The 16,567-nt window shown below is 38.1% G+C and carries 17 protein-coding genes; 15 read left to right on the forward strand and 2 right to left on the reverse strand.

The window, feature by feature from the left end; translation table 11 throughout:
• Window positions 1–33 precede the first annotated feature (33 nt).
• From QYB95_RS17445 to recO, 6 genes are all read left to right on the forward strand, one after another.
• A complete protein-coding gene (locus QYB95_RS17445; RefSeq protein WP_425609222.1) occupies window positions 34–2,169 on the forward strand; it encodes an HD family phosphohydrolase in 2,136 nt (711 codons plus the stop codon).
• Between the two features lie 15 nt (window positions 2,170–2,184).
• The gene (gene ybeY, locus QYB95_RS17450; RefSeq protein ID WP_301139654.1) at window positions 2,185–2,670 is read left to right on the forward strand and encodes an rRNA maturation RNase YbeY; all 486 of its coding nucleotides are present in this window, start codon (window positions 2,185–2,187) and stop codon (window positions 2,668–2,670) included.
• Window positions 2,657–3,007, forward strand: coding sequence for a diacylglycerol kinase family protein (locus QYB95_RS17455; protein WP_301139655.1), 351 nt, complete (start codon window positions 2,657–2,659; stop codon window positions 3,005–3,007). Before ybeY ends, QYB95_RS17455 begins: the two co-directional genes overlap by 14 nt.
• Window positions 3,008–3,068: 61 nt before the next feature.
• Window positions 3,069–3,512, forward strand: a complete 444-nt coding sequence (locus tag QYB95_RS17460; protein WP_486684538.1) for a cytidine deaminase — start codon at window positions 3,069–3,071, stop codon at window positions 3,510–3,512.
• Window positions 3,493–4,410: a GTPase Era gene (gene era / locus QYB95_RS17465; RefSeq protein ID WP_301139656.1), complete on the forward strand. Its 918-nt coding sequence runs from the start codon at window positions 3,493–3,495 to the stop codon at window positions 4,408–4,410. Before QYB95_RS17460 ends, era begins: the two co-directional genes overlap by 20 nt.
• Window positions 4,411–4,595: 185 nt before the next feature.
• Window positions 4,596–5,375, forward strand: a complete 780-nt coding sequence (gene recO / locus QYB95_RS17470) for a DNA repair protein RecO (RefSeq protein WP_301139657.1) — start codon at window positions 4,596–4,598, stop codon at window positions 5,373–5,375.
• Window position 5,376: 1 nt separating this feature from the next.
• Here the strand turns inward: recO and QYB95_RS17475 are convergent, their stop codons facing one another.
• The gene (locus QYB95_RS17475) at window positions 5,377–5,850 is read right to left on the reverse strand and encodes a hypothetical protein (RefSeq protein WP_301139658.1); all 474 of its coding nucleotides are present in this window, start codon (window positions 5,848–5,850) and stop codon (window positions 5,377–5,379) included.
• A gap of 303 nt (window positions 5,851–6,153) precedes the next feature.
• Entirely contained in the window at window positions 6,154–7,542 is a 1,389-nt protein-coding gene (locus QYB95_RS17480; protein ID WP_301139659.1) for a glycine--tRNA ligase, read from the reverse strand.
• Between the two features lie 400 nt (window positions 7,543–7,942).
• Between QYB95_RS17480 and ccpN the strand changes: the two genes are divergently transcribed.
• The 9 genes from ccpN to QYB95_RS17525 all read left to right on the forward strand — a co-directional run bounded on the left by ccpN (window position 7,943) and on the right by QYB95_RS17525 (window position 16,498).
• Window positions 7,943–8,581 carry a transcriptional regulator CcpN gene (ccpN, locus tag QYB95_RS17485; protein WP_301139660.1) on the forward strand — a complete coding sequence of 213 codons (639 nt, stop codon included), beginning with the start codon at window positions 7,943–7,945 and terminating at the stop codon, window positions 8,579–8,581.
• A gap of 11 nt (window positions 8,582–8,592) precedes the next feature.
• On the forward strand, window positions 8,593–9,405 hold the full coding sequence (locus tag QYB95_RS17490; RefSeq protein ID WP_301139661.1) for a pyruvate, water dikinase regulatory protein: 813 nt from the start codon (window positions 8,593–8,595) through the stop codon (window positions 9,403–9,405).
• 310 nt (window positions 9,406–9,715) lie between these two features.
• Window positions 9,716–11,536, forward strand: a complete 1,821-nt coding sequence (gene dnaG, locus QYB95_RS17495; protein WP_301139662.1) for a DNA primase — start codon at window positions 9,716–9,718, stop codon at window positions 11,534–11,536.
• A gap of 32 nt (window positions 11,537–11,568) precedes the next feature.
• On the forward strand, window positions 11,569–12,696 hold the full coding sequence (rpoD, locus tag QYB95_RS17500; protein ID WP_301139663.1) for an RNA polymerase sigma factor RpoD: 1,128 nt from the start codon (window positions 11,569–11,571) through the stop codon (window positions 12,694–12,696).
• A gap of 188 nt (window positions 12,697–12,884) precedes the next feature.
• Window positions 12,885–13,442 (forward strand): hypothetical protein, encoded by a 558-nt coding sequence (locus QYB95_RS17505; RefSeq protein ID WP_301139664.1) that lies wholly within the window; start codon window positions 12,885–12,887, stop codon window positions 13,440–13,442.
• Window positions 13,443–13,882: 440 nt separating this feature from the next.
• A complete protein-coding gene (locus tag QYB95_RS17510) occupies window positions 13,883–14,266 on the forward strand; it encodes a c-type cytochrome (RefSeq protein WP_301139665.1) in 384 nt (127 codons plus the stop codon).
• 164 nt (window positions 14,267–14,430) lie between these two features.
• A complete protein-coding gene (locus QYB95_RS17515; RefSeq protein ID WP_301139666.1) occupies window positions 14,431–15,138 on the forward strand; it encodes a tRNA (adenine(22)-N(1))-methyltransferase in 708 nt (235 codons plus the stop codon).
• Window positions 15,125–16,246 (forward strand): Nif3-like dinuclear metal center hexameric protein, encoded by a 1,122-nt coding sequence (locus QYB95_RS17520; protein ID WP_301139670.1) that lies wholly within the window; start codon window positions 15,125–15,127, stop codon window positions 16,244–16,246. The genes QYB95_RS17515 and QYB95_RS17520 overlap by 14 nt, the downstream gene beginning before the upstream one ends.
• Window positions 16,247–16,294: 48 nt before the next feature.
• The gene (locus QYB95_RS17525; protein ID WP_301139667.1) at window positions 16,295–16,498 is read left to right on the forward strand and encodes a hypothetical protein; all 204 of its coding nucleotides are present in this window, start codon (window positions 16,295–16,297) and stop codon (window positions 16,496–16,498) included.
• The last annotated feature ends 69 nt before the right edge of the window (window positions 16,499–16,567 follow it).

Below are 16,567 nucleotides of genomic sequence, written 5' to 3' on the forward strand. Positions count from 1 at the left end.
AACTAGTACATATAGACATTTGGGGGTGCACAAGTGGAAAAGCACTTTAATAAATTACTGAACATGATTAGTTTTCGAACTTTATTAATAGTGGTTTTATTAATTACTGGTTTTCTGCAATTCTTTTTAATGCTTGGCAATATTCGAAGCACTACATACGATATTCAAGCTTTCCAGCTTGCTCCGGAAACAATTCGTTCAGTCAAAACAATCGAAGATACCGTGAAAACGGAACAGGAGCGCACTCATGCCGAAGAAGCCGTTGAACCTGTCTATTTGTTTAATGAGGAAACCGCAGAGCATCGTTCTTCTTTAGTAACATCCATCTTTGATATTATTGAAGATGTAAGGGAAGAAACAAGCTCCAAGGAAGAAGAGAAGGAAGAAAAAGAAGAAGTATCTGTTGAAAATTCAATCTCCCCATTACGCGAAAAATTAAAGGACATTACCGACAGCCAATCACTATTAGTTTTCTCAAATAGTCAATTGCAATCATTATTGGAAGCTACTGACTCCGAGCTTAAGGAAGCAGAAGCCTTTCTTGTAAAAGAAATAAAGACAATGCTGAAAGAACCGATCCGTATAGAAGGTGTTCCACTAAAACGGAATGAAATTGAAACGAAAATTCGTCAGCAAAATTCCATAGATGAAGGAATTTTGGATTCAGTAATTATTATTGGGCGTGCTGCTATATTGGAAACGGAAATTTTAGATGAGGTTCGTACCGAGGAGTTAATATTAAAAGCAAGGGAAGAAGTAGAACCAACTCGTATACTGCAAGGTCAAATTATTGTACAAGAAGGCGAATTGATTGATAGAGAAGTATTCAGGCAGTTGGAGCTTCTAGGATTATTAAACAATCAAACATCAACAAAACCTGTTCTGGGCTTATCCATTCTGGTCATTCTGCAAATAGCTTTTATGTATATACTATTTAATTACTCAGATATGGAGCTTCAGAATAAAAGAAAGGCTTTATTTGTAACAGCCATTGTTTATTCATTTGCTATTATACTGATGAAGGTTATTAGTTTGCTTTCAGATCAGTTTGATGCAACGATTGCCTTTTTATATCCAACTGCCTTGGCAACAATGCTTGTAAGACTTTTGGCAAACGAAAAAGCCGCAGTTTTAGTTACGATTTTGTCTGCAGCTTCGGCCGGAGTCATTTTCCATGAGGGCTATTCAGCCGTATTACAGATGGATATTGTACTATATATAATCTTTGGTGGACTTTCGAGCATCTACTTTATGAGGAGTATGGAAAAAAGATCGCATTTGCTGAAAGCTTGTGCTGTTGTTTCCATTTTCAATTTACTGTTTATCGCATTTTATTTGCTTATGTCCCAATCAAATTATGACCTTTTTGAATTGGCTTTTTACACTGTAGCAGGTATTGCGTCCGGAATTTTATCAGGTGCTTTAACAATGGGATTATTGCCATTCTTTGAATCAGCATTTGGATTATTGTCGACAATGAGACTGATCGAATTATCAAATCCGAATCACCCATTATTGAAAAAACTATTAACGGAAACACCGGGAACTTATCATCATAGCGTAATGGTAGCGAATCTGGCTGAAGCAGCTTGTGAAGCGATAGGTGCTGATGGATTACTTGCAAGAGTAGGCTGTTATTATCATGATATCGGAAAAACAAAGAGACCTGCCTTTTTCATAGAAAATCAAATGTCCGGGATTAATCCACATGACTCCTTGCCGCCCGAGAGAAGTGCCGAGATCATTATTGCCCATACGACAGATGGTGCAAATTTATTGGAACAGCATAAAATGCCGAAGGAAATTGTGGATATAGCATTGCAGCATCACGGAACAAGCACTTTGAAATTCTTTTTCCATAAGGCCAAAGATGAAGGTAAGGAAGTAGATGAAAAGATATTTAGCTATCCGGGTCCAAAACCCCAAACAAAAGAGGCGGCAGTGGTTAGTATTGCCGACAGTGTAGAAGCTGCGGTACGATCCATGAAACAACCGAATTCGGAAAAAATCCAGCAGCTTGTACATTCCATTATCCAGAGTCGTGTACAAGAACATCAATTTGATGAATGTGATGTCTCGATCAAAGAGCTGAAAATCATTGAAAAGGTCTTGTGCGAGACACTGAACGGGATATTCCATTCAAGAATTGAATATCCAAAAGAAGGCTAACTAGAGGAGGCACTAATGCTTAATATTGATTTTTTAGATGAAACAAATGAAGTGAAGGAACAGCATATTGAATTGGTTCAGGAATTATTGCAACATGCTGCTGCCCACCTTGAAATAGAGGAAGGCAGTGAAGTCTCAATAACCTTCGTAACGAATGAAAAAATTCATGAAATTAATCGGGAATACCGGGATAAGGATCAACCAACGGACGTTATTTCCTTTGCTCTTGAGGAGTTAGGTGAAGGAGAGGTTGAAATAGTTGGAGAAGGAATCCCAAGAATCTTGGGAGATATCATTATTTCTACGGATCGTACAAAGGAACAAGCAGCTGATTTCGGACACTCATTTGAGAGAGAATTGGGCTTTTTAGCTGTTCATGGTTTTTTACACTTATTAGGATTCGATCATATGACAGAAGAAGATGAAAAAATCATGTTTGGCAAACAAGATGAAATTCTATCATCTTTTGGTCTAGGTCGTGATTCGAATGGACGTCCATAAATTAGTCAAATCATTTGGATATGCTTTTTATGGTATATGGACTGCAATGAATGAACAAAATATGCGCATCCATATAATTAGTGCGTTCATAGTAATGATTGCCGGTCTGTTAACTGGCTTGACAAAAATGGAGTGGGTAATGATTATACTGGTTATTACACTGGTAATTGGGGCAGAGATGATCAATACTGCTATTGAGAGTGTAGTAAACCTGGCATCCCCCGAGATTCACCCCCTGGCAAAACAAGCTAAGGATATAGCTGCAGGTGCGGTACTTGTTTTTGCTTTGGCAAGTGTTATAATCGGATTACTCATTTTTCTACCAAAATGGTTTTAACTTTATCTGGCACATCTAGCTTGGGTTTGCTTGGGACCATCCTAAGCCTAATAATTTAGGTGTGTTGAAGGAGCGGGGATATGAAATGACAGTGGATATGAAGGATTTAATTGAACAATCGAAAGTTGCAAGAGAAACGGCTTATGTTCCTTATTCAAAATTTCAAGTAGGTGCAGCGTTGCTTACAGAAGATGGAAAGGTTTATCATGGCTGTAATATTGAAAATTCGAGTTTTGGTTTAACAAACTGTGCAGAAAGAACAGCAATTTTCAAGGCGGTTTCTGAAGGCAACAAAAAATTCAAAGCAATCGCAGTTGTTGCTGATACAGAAGGGCCATGTTCACCATGTGGTGCTTGCAGACAAGTTATATCGGAGTTCTGTGAACCAAATATGCCAGTTTACTTAACGAACCTAAATGGAGATTTACTACAAACGACAGTTGCCGAGCTTTTGCCAGGCGCCTTTACACCGGAGGATTTAGAGAATGCAGGAAAAAAACAATAGCTACAAATCAGGATTTATATCAATTATTGGACGACCTAATGTAGGGAAGTCTACTTTTTTGAACCGAGTGATCGGTCAAAAAATTGCGATTATGTCGGATAAGCCACAGACTACACGAAACAAAATACAGGGTGTATTAACACGTGAAGCCTCTCAAATGGTCTTCATTGATACGCCGGGTATCCATAAACCTAAGCATAAATTAGGCGAATTCATGATTAAAGTATCCAAAAATACTTTACGTGAAGTAGATATCATCATGTTCATGGTAAATGCGGAACAGGGAATAGGGAAAGGCGACGAGTTCATTTTAGAACTTTTGGAAGGCACGAAAACACCCGTATTTTTGGTTGTAAATAAAATCGACCAAATCCACCCGGATGAATTAATCCAAACGATTGAAACATATAAAGGAAAATTCCCATTTGCTGAAATTATTCCAATTTCAGCTCTGCAAGGAAATAATGTAGACCAATTACTGGAAACGATTGAAAAGTATTTGCCTGAAGGTCCACAATATTATCCTGCAGACCAGGTGACAGATCATCCAGAGCGATTCATCATCTCAGAAATGATCCGTGAAAAGGTGCTTCATTTAACTAGGGAAGAAATCCCCCATTCGATAGCGGTCGTGATTGACAAGATCAAACGCGACGAAGAAAATGAAAATATGATTCGCGTTCAAGCAACAATCATGGTAGAACGAGATTCGCAAAAAGGTATCGTAATCGGGAAACGCGGTGCATTATTAAAAGAAGTAGGGACACAGGCACGGAAGGATATTGAAATGCTTCTTGGTTCCAAAGTCTTCTTGGAGCTTTGGGTCAAAGTTCAAAAAGATTGGCGGAACAAATCCGCTCATCTGCGTGATTTTGGGTACCGTGAAGACGAATATTAAGTAAATTCGAGGACAAGCTGCTCTAGTGCAGTTTGTCTTTTTATTGTCCGGGTAATTTATTATAATATCATACTTTTCTTTCAGTTTTGATACCATAAAAGCTTAAAGCACCCAATAGCGTAAATTCTATAACGGTAAGGTATAATAGAACCAAAGTAAAATGTTGAAGGAAGTGCAGTGCCATAATGTTAAACAAATGGGAAGGCATTGTTTTAAAGTCGCGTGCTTATGGTGAGTCAAATAAAATTGTCACGTTAATGACGAAAGAAGCGGGGAAGGTAACAGTAATGGCCAGGGGCGCAAAAAAGCCGACCAGCCGCCTGGCAGGAGTTACCCAAACCTTTATGCATGGCATGTATATGGTCCAAAGAACTTCTGGCATGGGAACCCTCCAACAGGGTGAGCATTTGGCCTCAATGCGCCATATTCAAACAGATATTGTGGCAACAGCTTATGCAAGTTATATTGTAGAACTTGTTGATAGACTAGTAGACGAGGGGCCGGAACCTTTCGCATTTGACGTGTTATTGCAAGCACTAAACGCGATTGAGGAAGAATATGATCCAGAAGCGATTAGTCTATTTGTGGACTGGAAGCTGCTTCCTTATACAGGGGTTCAGCCGATTTTAAATGCCTGTGCATCATGCGGATCCTTTGATGGAGAGTTTGCTTTCTCCTTTTCACAAGGGGGGTTTTTATGTCACCGTTGCTTCCACCAAGACCCGTATATCATTCGGTTATCTCCTACACAGCTAAAATTGATTCGTATGTTTTACAACGTCCCGATCGATCAAATCGGGAAGTTGGAGCTGAAAAAAGGGACCAAACAATTTATCAAAAAAATTGTCACAACAATATATGAAGAACAGACGGGTATACGTTTAAAATCACGTTCGTTTATTGAACAATTGGAAAGAACCCCAATATTGACAAGAAGGACAACGAATGAGGAGTCTACAGATTAAGTTATACAACTTTTCGAATGATATCCAAAACATCATCTTTTATTGCTTGCCAAAATAAATGGGAGGATTCATCGGAGAATCGCCCTTCCATAAAAAGTAGATAGTTTTCAAAGAGATAATCGATTTGCTCATAGTGAAAGCGCAATCGATGATTCATTTGCTTTACATCAATGTTCAGCTCCATATAGCTATCTATCAACATCTGCAGATCACTGATTTGTTTTTGCAATTGCTGATACATCTGTGAGTGAAATTGACCCAGCTTTAATTGATGCTTTTCCTGTTTTCGATGATGATTCACGGTATTTTTTAAAGATTCCAGCTTGAAATTCGCAGTAAACAAAATGTGATGATGTGCCGGATGTTCGGGTAATTCTTTATTTAAAAGTTCACATACGAGATCTAAAAGCTTATCTGCCGGGCAAATTTCTAAGAGTTCTTGTTTAGATTGCTTAAATAAAGTTTGAATGAACATCAATCCACCTCAATTTTAAATTTTAATTTATTATAATCTAAATTTTCAAATAAATCACTTATTAATTGAACAAAATGAACAAAATGAACAAAAATAGGCGAAATGTTATTATAAAAGATTGTAAATTAATATAATTATCTTATGATTTTGAAGTGGCTAGATTACGACAAAAAGTGGCTAGATTCAAAATGAAACTCGCCATTTTTAAGAAAAAACCGTAATAGGGCCAATGTAAAAGGGGTGCTCCAGAAAGTGATTATTACACTTTCCGAGTACCCCTTTTTATTAATGCTATTCAAATTTTTAGAATTGAAGATGTTTTTCGATATACGCTTTAACTTCAGTGATTGGCATGCGCACCTGCTCCATGCTGTCACGGTGGCGAACTGTAACCTGGCCATCTTCTTTTGAATCGAAGTCATATGTGATACAGAATGGTGTACCGATTTCGTCTTGACGACGGTAACGTTTACCGATGGATTGCGATTCATCATAATCAACAGGGAAGGATTTGCGTAATTCGGACCATACATCGCCTGCTTCTTCCGCTAATTTTTTTGATAAAGGCAATACTGCTGCTTTAAATGGAGCAAGGGCAGGGTGGAAGCGTAAAACTGTACGGGAATCGCCGCCTTCTAGTTCTTCTTCATCGTAAGCGTCACATAAGAACGCCAATGTTACACGGTCTGCACCAAGAGATGGCTCGATGCAATAAGGAACATAACGTTCGTTTGTAATTGGATCAATATAAGTGAAATCTTCACCTGAGTGTTCCATATGTTGTTTTAGGTCGTAATCCGTACGGTCTGCAATGCCCCATAATTCACCCCAGCCGAATGGGAAGCGGAATTCGATATCAGTCGTTGCATTAGAATAGTGAGAAAGCTCATCTTCTTCATGGTCACGCAGACGCATGCTATCTTCTTTCATTCCCAAATTTAGCAGCCAGTTTTTGCAGAATTCTTTCCAGTATTGCTGCCACTCTAGATCTTCACCTGGTTTACAGAAGAATTCTAATTCCATTTGTTCAAATTCACGTGTACGGAATGTAAAGTTACCTGGTGTAATTTCGTTACGGAATGATTTACCGATTTGGGCAATACCAAACGGAGTTCTTTTACGCATCGAGCGTTGTACGTTTTTAAAGTTAACGAAGATTCCTTGTGCTGTTTCCGGACGAAGGAAAATTTCATTTGTTGAGCTTTCCGTTACACCTTGGAATGTTTTGAACATTAGATTGAACTGGCGGATATCCGTAAAATCATTTGCTCCGCATTCCGGGCAAGTAACCGATAACTCATCCATCTTCGCTTTCATTTGATCGAAGCTCATACCATCTACGATTATTTCTTCACCTGTTTTTTCCAATGAGGCATCTTCGATTAGTTTATCGGCACGGTGACGCGCTTTACATGATTTACAGTCGATCATTGGATCGTTGAAGTTGCCAACGTGGCCAGATGCTACCCATGTACGTGGGTTCATTAGAATTGCCGCATCAAGACCTACATTGTATTCGGATTCTTGTACGAATTTTAGCCACCAAGCTTTTTTTACATTGTTTTTTAGTTCAACCCCAAGTGGGCCGTAATCCCATGTGTTGGCAAGTCCACCGTAGATTTCGGATCCCGGGAAGACAAAGCCGCGATGTTTTGCTAAGTTTACGATTGTTTCCATAGATTTTTGAGCCATAATGATTCCTCCTAATAAAAATAAAAAATAGAAAAGCACCCGTCTCCGGGCGTTTTGCCCGGGGACGAGTGCCAGTATGTACACCCGCGGTTCCACCCCGCTTGATTGTCGGCTAAAGTAAAGCGTCCGCATACGGCGTCGCTAACCTAAACTTAACAATCCTCTTTTAGAAAATTGGCTCAAGGGTGCCGTTTCTCTTTTCGTGTAGGCTTTCACCTGTTCCTACTCGCTTGTCTGAAAAGATACTTATTGTCCTCTCATTGCCTATATGATGTTCTATCGATATTTTATGCTATTTACTCGAACTATGTCAATATTGTAGCTTTTCTTTCATTTCTTCGCAATCCACACTAAATTAGTATATAATATTTAAAGAAAAGTATAACACTATTTGAAGCGGGTGAGTCCAATCGAACTCAATAAACGTCAAGACACGATTCTTCAAATCGTTAAAGAGAATGGACCGATTACGGGGGAGCAGATTGCGGAACGTTTAAATTTGACCCGGGCTACTCTACGACCGGATTTAGCAATTTTAACGATGGCTGGTTACCTGGATGCTAGGCCGCGTGTTGGATACTTCTATTCAGGTAAAAAAACAATGACGACGGCAAGTGAATCTATGATGAACTTGAAAGTAGGAGACTTCCAATCGTTGCCTGTGGTAGTATCGGAAAATATGACGGTATACGATGCGATTGTCCAGTTGTTTTTGGAAGATGTCGGAACACTATTTGTTGTAGATGATCAGTCCTATCTACAGGGGGTTCTATCTAGAAAAGATTTGCTAAGAACTAGTATCGGGACACAAGAGCTGACAAAAATACCAGTTCATATTATTATGTCAAGGATGCCTAATATTGTTTATTGCAAAAAAACAGATTCATTAATTGGGGCTGCCAAAAAGTTGATTGAACGACAAGTAGATTCGCTTCCTGTTGTCAATGAAACAGAAAAGGGTCTTGAAATTGTTGGAAGATTAACAAAAACCAACGTAACTAAAGCGTTTATTTCATTAGCTGAAACCCATGATTTGTAAGGAGTGCTATTTTGAAAAATTTAAAAGTTTTCGTTGTATCCGATTCAGTAGGGGAAACCGGTGAGCAGGTTGTTAAAGCAGCAGTTTCTCAATTTCGACCAACCTTTGATAGTACTGTAATTCGTAAGTTTCCAAATATTGAAAACAATGATCATATTGAAAAAATCGTTGAAATCGCAAAAGAACAAGACGCCACAATCGTTTTTACACTAGTTGAGAGAAAAATGCGAAACTATATGATAGATAGCTGCAACCGGGAGGATGTCCAGTGGATTGATTTGTTGGGACCGCTAATTCATCTTTTTGAAGAAAAAATTGGCGAACAGCCAAGGGAGGAACCCGGGCTTGTCCATAAATTGGATGCCGATTATTTTAAGAAAATTGAGGCTGTAGAATTTGCAGTTAAGTATGATGACGGACGCGACCCAAGAGGATTACTTTTGGCAGATGTGGTCTTGGTGGGGGTTTCAAGGACTTCAAAAACACCGCTGTCCCAATACCTTGCACACAAACGCTATAAAGTGGCAAATGTTCCATTAGTACCTGAAATAAACCCTCCTGAAGAGTTATTCTTGGTTGATCCAAAAAAATGCTTTGGTTTAGTAATTTCTACTGAAAAGCTAAATGTCATTCGAAAAGAACGACTAATGGCCCTAGGTCTAAATGATGATGCAATCTATGCTAAACCTTCCCGTATTGAACAGGAATTGGAGCATTTCAATCGGGTGGTTGAACGGATCGGGTGTTCAGTGATCGACGTGACGAACAAGGCTGTTGAAGAAACAGCAAATGTCATCATGGAAAATATAGAACAAAATAAATAACAGAAAACCACTTCTACAAGGCGTAGGGGTGGTTTTTTCGTAAAAAATTTACCTAAGTAATTTAGAAAACGCAATTAATTGTCATAACCATTCTTTGGGATTAAGAGAATTCTCCCAAAATAGATAAAAACCGTATTTTTTAAAATTTAAAAGTGGAAACTTTCGTCTATTTGTTTTATAATGAGAAAATTGTGGTAAAAATATTAATAAGAGAAATTTTAGAACAAAAAACTATTTTTTTGTCGGAAAATAGAGGATTTTTTAAATTTATCTCGAATTGTGTTACTTAGTATTTTAAGTTGGTGATTATATGACCGGGAAAATACCTGAAGAGATGATAGAACAAATTCGTTCTCAGTCCGATATAGTCGATGTCATTAGCGATTATATGCAGCTAACAAAAAGAGGGCGCAACTGGTTTGGATTATGTCCATTTCACGGTGAAAATACACCTTCATTTTCAGTATCTCAAGATAAACAAATTTTTCATTGTTTTGGGTGTGGTGCAGGTGGAAATGCCATTACTTTTGTAATGGATATTGAAAATATATTGTTTCCAGATGCGGTAGTCAAACTTGGAAATCGACTGGGTATCCATTTAGATATCCAAAGCAACAGTATATCCAAGGAGAATCACGCCTATTCAAAAAAAGAAGAATTAATGCTTGAGGCGCATGAATTTACCGCCGATTTCTATCATCACTTACTGATGAATACAGAAGAAGGGGAACAAGCATTAAATTATTTGCTAAAAAGAGGATTTACAAAGGAACATATCGAAACGAATGGTATAGGTTGGTCTTTGCCAGGATGGGATACTTTGTCAGTTTTGCTAAAAAGAAAAGGGTTTGATTTAGACGAAATGGCTGAGTGCGGACTCATCATCCAAAGGGAAAATGACCATACTTATTTTGATCGATTTCGTGGAAGAATCATGTTTCCAATACGAGATGAAAATGGAAAAGTGATAGCATTTTCTGGACGTATTATAGATTCAGTTGATGAGGCGAAATACCTAAATAGTCCTGAGTCACCTATATTTCATAAGAGTCAAGTTCTTTTTAACTTGGACAAGGCAAGAACCGTTATTCGAAAAAAACGTCAAGTTATCTTGATGGAAGGATTTATGGACGTGCTTGCCGCTAATCAAGCCGGAGTTTATAACGCGGTCGCTACAATGGGCACTTCCCTGACACCACAGCACATCACAAAGCTAAAACGTTTAAGTGAGCAAATTATAGTTTGTTATGACGGTGATAATGCGGGTTGGGAGGCAGCCAAGCGAGCTTCTGAAATGTTATATGCCGAAAAATTGAAGGTTGAAATCGCTGTCTTGCCTGAAAAATTAGATCCAGATGAGTATATAAAAAAATATGGTCCTGAATCGTTTGTACAGCAAATTTTAGAAAAGCCACATGCATACATTGCTTTTATGATGATGCATGCGAGGAGAAACAAGAACTTTCAATTTGAAAATGATGTTTTGCAATTTATCCAGGAAGTACTTGAACAACTTGTTGGTCGATCTTCACCCATTGAACGCGACCTTTATATAAAACAGATTGCAAGTGAAACAAATATTTCTGAGGAAGCTATCTACGCTCAATTTAGGAAATTGGATGCGGATAATGCTAAGAATTTTAGCCGAGCAGACACTAAAAAGCAAACGAAAAAAAATGAATTACAGACAAAAAAGCCTTTATCTGCTACTGAGCGTGCAGAACGGTTACTTTTATCGCATATGCTAACTAATATTGATGTAGTTGATCGTATATTAAAAAGCGATCAGCCGGAGCCCTTTGTACGGGATGAGTATGGTGCGGTATTTGTTCGATTAGCCGGCTTTTATGAAGAACATGGTTCAGCAGATTATCAAAGGTTTTTAGAAATATTGGAGGATTCAGAACTAAGGAAAATTGTCATGGAAGCAGCACTTCTGGAACATGATCCTGAACAGGCTGAAGCTGAAATATCAGATTGCTTAAGGCAGTTAAAAAAACATCGGATTGAAATGGAGATAAAAAAAACACTTCATGATATGCAAGAAGCAGAGAAGTTGCATGAGCATAAACGTGCATTGGAACTTTCAAAGGCATTCATTCAATTGAAGAATTCATTATCGACAATTTAGACCGATTTGCGTTGTTAGAAGGAGGAAGGTTTATGGCGGATAAGTCAGAACAATCAAAAGAAGTTGTCAATGGACAGACGATTGACGAAGTTAAAGCACTTTTACAAGAGAAAGCAAAAAAATCAAATGAAATTTCAATGCAAGAAATTTCAAGCAAACTCACTCCATTTGAGTTAGAAAATGAGGAGATTTTCCACTTTGCCGAAGATATTGAAAAAAGCTTCGGTATTGAGGTAGATGGGAAAGAAGAGTTTGAGGAAGAAGTTCTAGCGAAACAAGAAGAGAGCGAAGAAGCATTTGATTTAAATGACTTAAGTGTTCCTCCTGGCGTAAAAATTAATGACCCTGTACGTATGTACTTAAAAGAAATCGGCCGCGTAGATTTACTTTCTGCAGAAGAAGAAATTAAACTGGCAGAACGGATTGAGCAAGGCGATGAAGAGGCCCGCAAGCGTTTAGCTGAAGCAAACTTGCGTTTAGTAGTATCAATTGCCAAACGTTATGTAGGTCGAGGCATGTTGTTCCTTGATCTAATTCAAGAAGGAAATATGGGACTTATTAAAGCGGTAGAAAAATTTGATTACCGAAAAGGGTTTAAATTTTCGACTTACGCAACTTGGTGGATTCGTCAAGCAATTACGCGTGCAATTGCCGACCAAGCAAGAACAATTCGTATTCCGGTTCATATGGTTGAAACCATCAATAAATTAATTCGTGTGCAAAGACAATTGCTGCAAGACTTAGGGCGTGAACCATCTCCGGAAGAAATCGGGGAAGAAATGGACCTTACTCCTGAAAAAGTACGCGAGATCCTAAAAATTGCACAAGAACCCGTTTCTTTGGAGACACCAATAGGTGAAGAGGATGATTCGCACCTAGGGGATTTCATTGAAGACCATGAAGCACAATCACCATCGGACCATGCTGCATATGAACTGCTGAAAGAGCAACTTGAAGATGTTCTTGATACTTTAACAGATCGTGAAGAAAATGTATTACGTTTACGTTTTGGTTTAGATGACGGACGTACACGCACACTTGAAGAGGTAGGAAAAGTTTTCGGTGTAACTCGGGAACGTATTCGTCAAATCGAGGCAAAGGCATTAAGAAAGCTGCGCCATCCTTCAAGAAGCAAACGTCTAAAAGACTTCTTAGAGTAAAGATGACAAATCAAGAAGTTAATTAAATTTTATAGGTTAGTTTAGTTAACTGTAATAAAAAAAGGCATCCTGAAAAAAGGGTGCCTTTTTTGTATGAAATTGGTTTATTTAGCGAATTTACGTGCCATCAACAGTAAAAATAAGATAAAATGAAACCATACATAAGTCAACAAATTTGGAGATAGATTATGGCAAATGCAAAGAAAAAAATTGTTTTGAATGAAATATTATTCTGGAAACAAAATAAATTATTACCCGATCATTATTGTGATTTCTTGATGACCCTTTATACAGAAGGAAATGAAACAGAGCTTGAGGAAGGAATTGGTTCCCAAAATTCCATAATTGCAACGGAAAAGCGATCTAAATTTATTTTAATCATATTATCTTGTATCGGTACAGCTGCTTTATTGTTCGCATTATTTATGGTATCGGCTCTCACTTGGGCAGTTGGGATTGCGGTCGGTATCATAGCCGTACTTTTAATGATTTTTGCCTATCGGTCGGCGAAGAAAAAAGAGATGCTATCGCCTATTTTACATATAGCTTCAGCTCTTCTACTTTTCGGTTTGTCCGTGAAAGTGAGCACCGAATATTTTCCTGGAAACCAAATCGCTTTATACATCCTACTCATCACCAATTGTTTATTATGGTTGTTTACTGGCTTCAAATTTAAATTACTGTATTTCTCGATATCGGGTGTTGTAGGCTTAATTGTATTGATTGGCTATCAAATTATTTCCTAACAATAGTACTTTATAAAAAGGGAGTGCCCATAATTGCCTAGATAACTGAGGGCCTAGTTGATGAAGCATGTGAAAGGTCAAAATAAAACATTTGAGTTGATGTGTTTAAACCGCTTTTAATAATGGGTATTATATGAGAAGTTGCAGATGAAACCGTACAAATTCGTGTCAGTTATGGGTATATGAAAGTGCTGGAAGTGGAAAGATATATAAGGAATGAACTAATATAAGAAATTGGTGAAGTAATTTCCGAAACACAAGCTCAACATTGCCGGAACTATCTACACCAACTACTTATTATTGTCGAATTTGTGTCAACTCAAGTAAAAGTTGTCGTTTAGGTCTTTTCGTTTCGAGAATAATGCAGTACAATAATTAGTGTTGACTAGATTCTATATTAATAGATGTAGAAAAATTAAAAACTAAGGGAGGGTATCCTAATGAAAAACAATCCTATTATTCCTTATATTCTTATTATGGCATTCGGTATTGGACTTATCTTCTTTATGTCATTAGAAGGAGCAGGAAATAAAGAAGAAATCGCTGCAGGTCATGAAGAAGGTGCAGCTACTGAAGAAGGCGCGGCTTCTGAAGGTGGAGACACTGCTTCTGCAGGTGCTGGCGGTGAAGAATTAGTAAGCTCATGTATCGGATGTCACGGTGGTGACTTAACTGGTGGTATGGGTCCTAAACTTGCTGGTTTAGATGCAGCACATATCGTTGATGTTTTAGAAAATGGTATTCCAGGTTCTCCAATGACACCAGGTTTAAAAACTGGTTCTGAGGCTCAAGCAATCGCTGATTATATTTCCTCATTAGAATAATAACGAATACTAGAGGCTATCTTATAAGGATTTCTTATAAGGTAGCCCTTTTATCTTTTTAAGGCAACAGAAGGAAGTATACGGGCTATAATGACCTAGAAGGACAAGCTAAGTAAATTTATATATAATAATACATAGAATTTAGAAAAAGGCGGTTTACTTACATGAATGCACAAAAATTATCTAAACGATTAGAAGCAGTTGCATCCTTTGTTCCCACAGGGGCGGTTGTTGCCGATATAGGGAGCGACCATGCGTACCTACCATGCTATTTAGTACATAATGGAATTGTGAAGAAGGCGATTGCTGGTGAGGTGGTAAAAGGGCCTTATGAATCGGCGTTAAGACAAGTAAAGTTGGAAGGGCTGGAAGATAATATTACCGTGCGGCTTGCCGATGGACTAAAAGCGGTAGAGCAGCGTGATGGGGTGGATACTATTACAATTGCGGGTATGGGTGGCCCCCTCATCGTGTCAATTTTAGAACAGTGTCCAGAAGTCCTTCATTCGGTTACACGCCTAATTTTGCAACCCAATATACATGCGAAAGTAATTAGAGAATGGGCTATACGAAATCATTGGGCTATATTAGATGAAGTAATCCTAAAAGAAGATGATAAAATTTATGAAATTCTTGTTTTACAGCGCGGTGACATGGAACTAACAGAACAAGAAACTTTATTAGGAAAACAATTAATGGTTAATAAGTCCGATGTTTTTGTTGAAAAATGGACAAAAGAAATAGCTAACTGGAAACGAATTTTATCTTCTATAGAAAAAGCAGATCATACAACCGATATAGCGAAAAAAAGGGAAGATGTAATGCATCATATCAATCTTGTAGAGGAGGTTCTAAATGATGAAGTACGCTAATGGCCATGAAATCATCCAATTATTTGAAAGCTGGTCACCAAAAAAATTAGCTTGTATGGACAATGATCCAATAGGATTGGCGATCGGAACATTAAATAAAGAAGTTTCAAAAGTATTGGTAACCCTTGATGTTAATGGACAAGTTGCCGATGAGGCAATTGCAAAAGGGTGCGAATTAATCATTGCCCACCACCCACCGATTTTTCGAAAGCTATCGAATTTAAGAACAGATACACCTGCCGGGAAGTTATATGAAAAATTAATTAAGAACGATATTGCTGTTTACGCAGCTCATACAAATTTAGATGTGGCAGAAGGTGGGGTAAATGACCTTTTGGCAGATGCACTCCAGCTAGAAAATCGCCAAATCCTAGAAAAAACCTATCATGAAAATCTGATGAAGCTTGCCGTGTTTGTCCCGGATGAATATGCCGAAAATGTACGTCTTGCGTTAGCTAAGGCTGGTGCAGGGGCAATTGGGAATTATGAGGGCTGCAGCTTTTCAACGAATGGACAAGGGCGTTTTAGACCGTTAGAAGGTGCCGATCCATTTATCGGAGACATCGGCGAAATGGAAAAAACTGATGAAGAAAAAATTGAGGTTGTATTCATGCAATCCATTAAGAATAAAGTGCTGAAAGCCATGTTAAATGCGCATCCATACGAAGAACCTGCGTATGATTTATATACATTGGCAGTTGAAACGAACGAAATGGGCCTAGGACGGGTTGGAAGGCTGAAAGAGCCGATGACATTGGAACAGTTTGCAATGTACGTTAAAACGCAATTAGACGTGCCAAAAGTAAGAGTCGTAGGAGATACAAAGAAGCAAATTTCCAAAGTAGCCATTGTAGGTGGGGATGGAAACAAATATATTCATGCTGCGAAACGATCAGGGGCTGATGTGTTTGTCACAGGGGATATCAGTTTTCATATTGCACAGGACGCAGAGAGTATAGGGTTAAGCATTGTAGATCCCGGGCACCATGTAGAAAAAGTAATGATAGATGGCGTTGCAAAGAAAATGGAACAATTATGCTCGAAAGCTAAGTTATCTGTTCAATTTATTCAATCAGAAATCAATACGGAGCCATTTACATTCATTTAAATGGAAATGGAGTAGCAGTATTTAAATTAGAAAGCAGGAAGATTGTCAGTGGGCAATAGTGGACGTGGATGGGTGATCATAGGAATCATCATGATAGTAATAGGGTTGATTTTTGCGGGATTAACTTCTTTCTTCTTGGAAAACAAGATTGATTCGCTAGTAAAAGCTTGTGAAAAGGAAGGCGGAAAGGCCCTAGTAGAGAAAAGCGGTATTATCGTTACGACTTCCTTTGAATATGCGTGTGAGAAGTAAGTTAAAGTAACATTTACAGGAATTTTCTAAAGTTTTGTTTAATTTGAAAGAAAAAAGCAACCTCTTTGA

Origin of the sequence: Ureibacillus aquaedulcis, from assembly GCF_030418165.1 — a bacterium.
GTDB classification, from domain to species: domain Bacteria; phylum Bacillota; class Bacilli; order Bacillales_A; family Planococcaceae; genus Ureibacillus; species Ureibacillus aquaedulcis.

Excerpts from the sequence above, each read along its gene's own strand:
- ybeY (WP_301139654.1), top strand. The coding sequence starts at position 2,185 with ATGCTTAATATTGATTTTTTAGATGAAACAAATGAAGTGAAGGAACAG.
- QYB95_RS17455 (WP_301139655.1), top strand. The coding sequence starts at position 2,657 with ATGGACGTCCATAAATTAGTCAAATCATTTGGATATGCTTTTTATGGT.
- era (WP_301139656.1), top strand. The coding sequence starts at position 3,493 with ATGCAGGAAAAAAACAATAGCTACAAATCAGGATTTATATCAATTATT.
- recO (WP_301139657.1), top strand. The coding sequence starts at position 4,596 with ATGTTAAACAAATGGGAAGGCATTGTTTTAAAGTCGCGTGCTTATGGT.
- QYB95_RS17475 (WP_301139658.1), bottom strand. The coding sequence starts at position 5,850 with ATGTTCATTCAAACTTTATTTAAGCAATCTAAACAAGAACTCTTAGAA.
- QYB95_RS17480 (WP_301139659.1), bottom strand. The coding sequence starts at position 7,542 with ATGGCTCAAAAATCTATGGAAACAATCGTAAACTTAGCAAAACATCGC.
- dnaG (WP_301139662.1), top strand. The coding sequence starts at position 9,716 with ATGACCGGGAAAATACCTGAAGAGATGATAGAACAAATTCGTTCTCAG.
- rpoD (WP_301139663.1), top strand. The coding sequence starts at position 11,569 with ATGGCGGATAAGTCAGAACAATCAAAAGAAGTTGTCAATGGACAGACG.
- QYB95_RS17505 (WP_301139664.1), top strand. The coding sequence starts at position 12,885 with ATGGCAAATGCAAAGAAAAAAATTGTTTTGAATGAAATATTATTCTGG.
- QYB95_RS17510 (WP_301139665.1), top strand. The coding sequence starts at position 13,883 with ATGAAAAACAATCCTATTATTCCTTATATTCTTATTATGGCATTCGGT.
- QYB95_RS17515 (WP_301139666.1), top strand. The coding sequence starts at position 14,431 with ATGAATGCACAAAAATTATCTAAACGATTAGAAGCAGTTGCATCCTTT.
- QYB95_RS17520 (WP_301139670.1), top strand. The coding sequence starts at position 15,125 with ATGAAGTACGCTAATGGCCATGAAATCATCCAATTATTTGAAAGCTGG.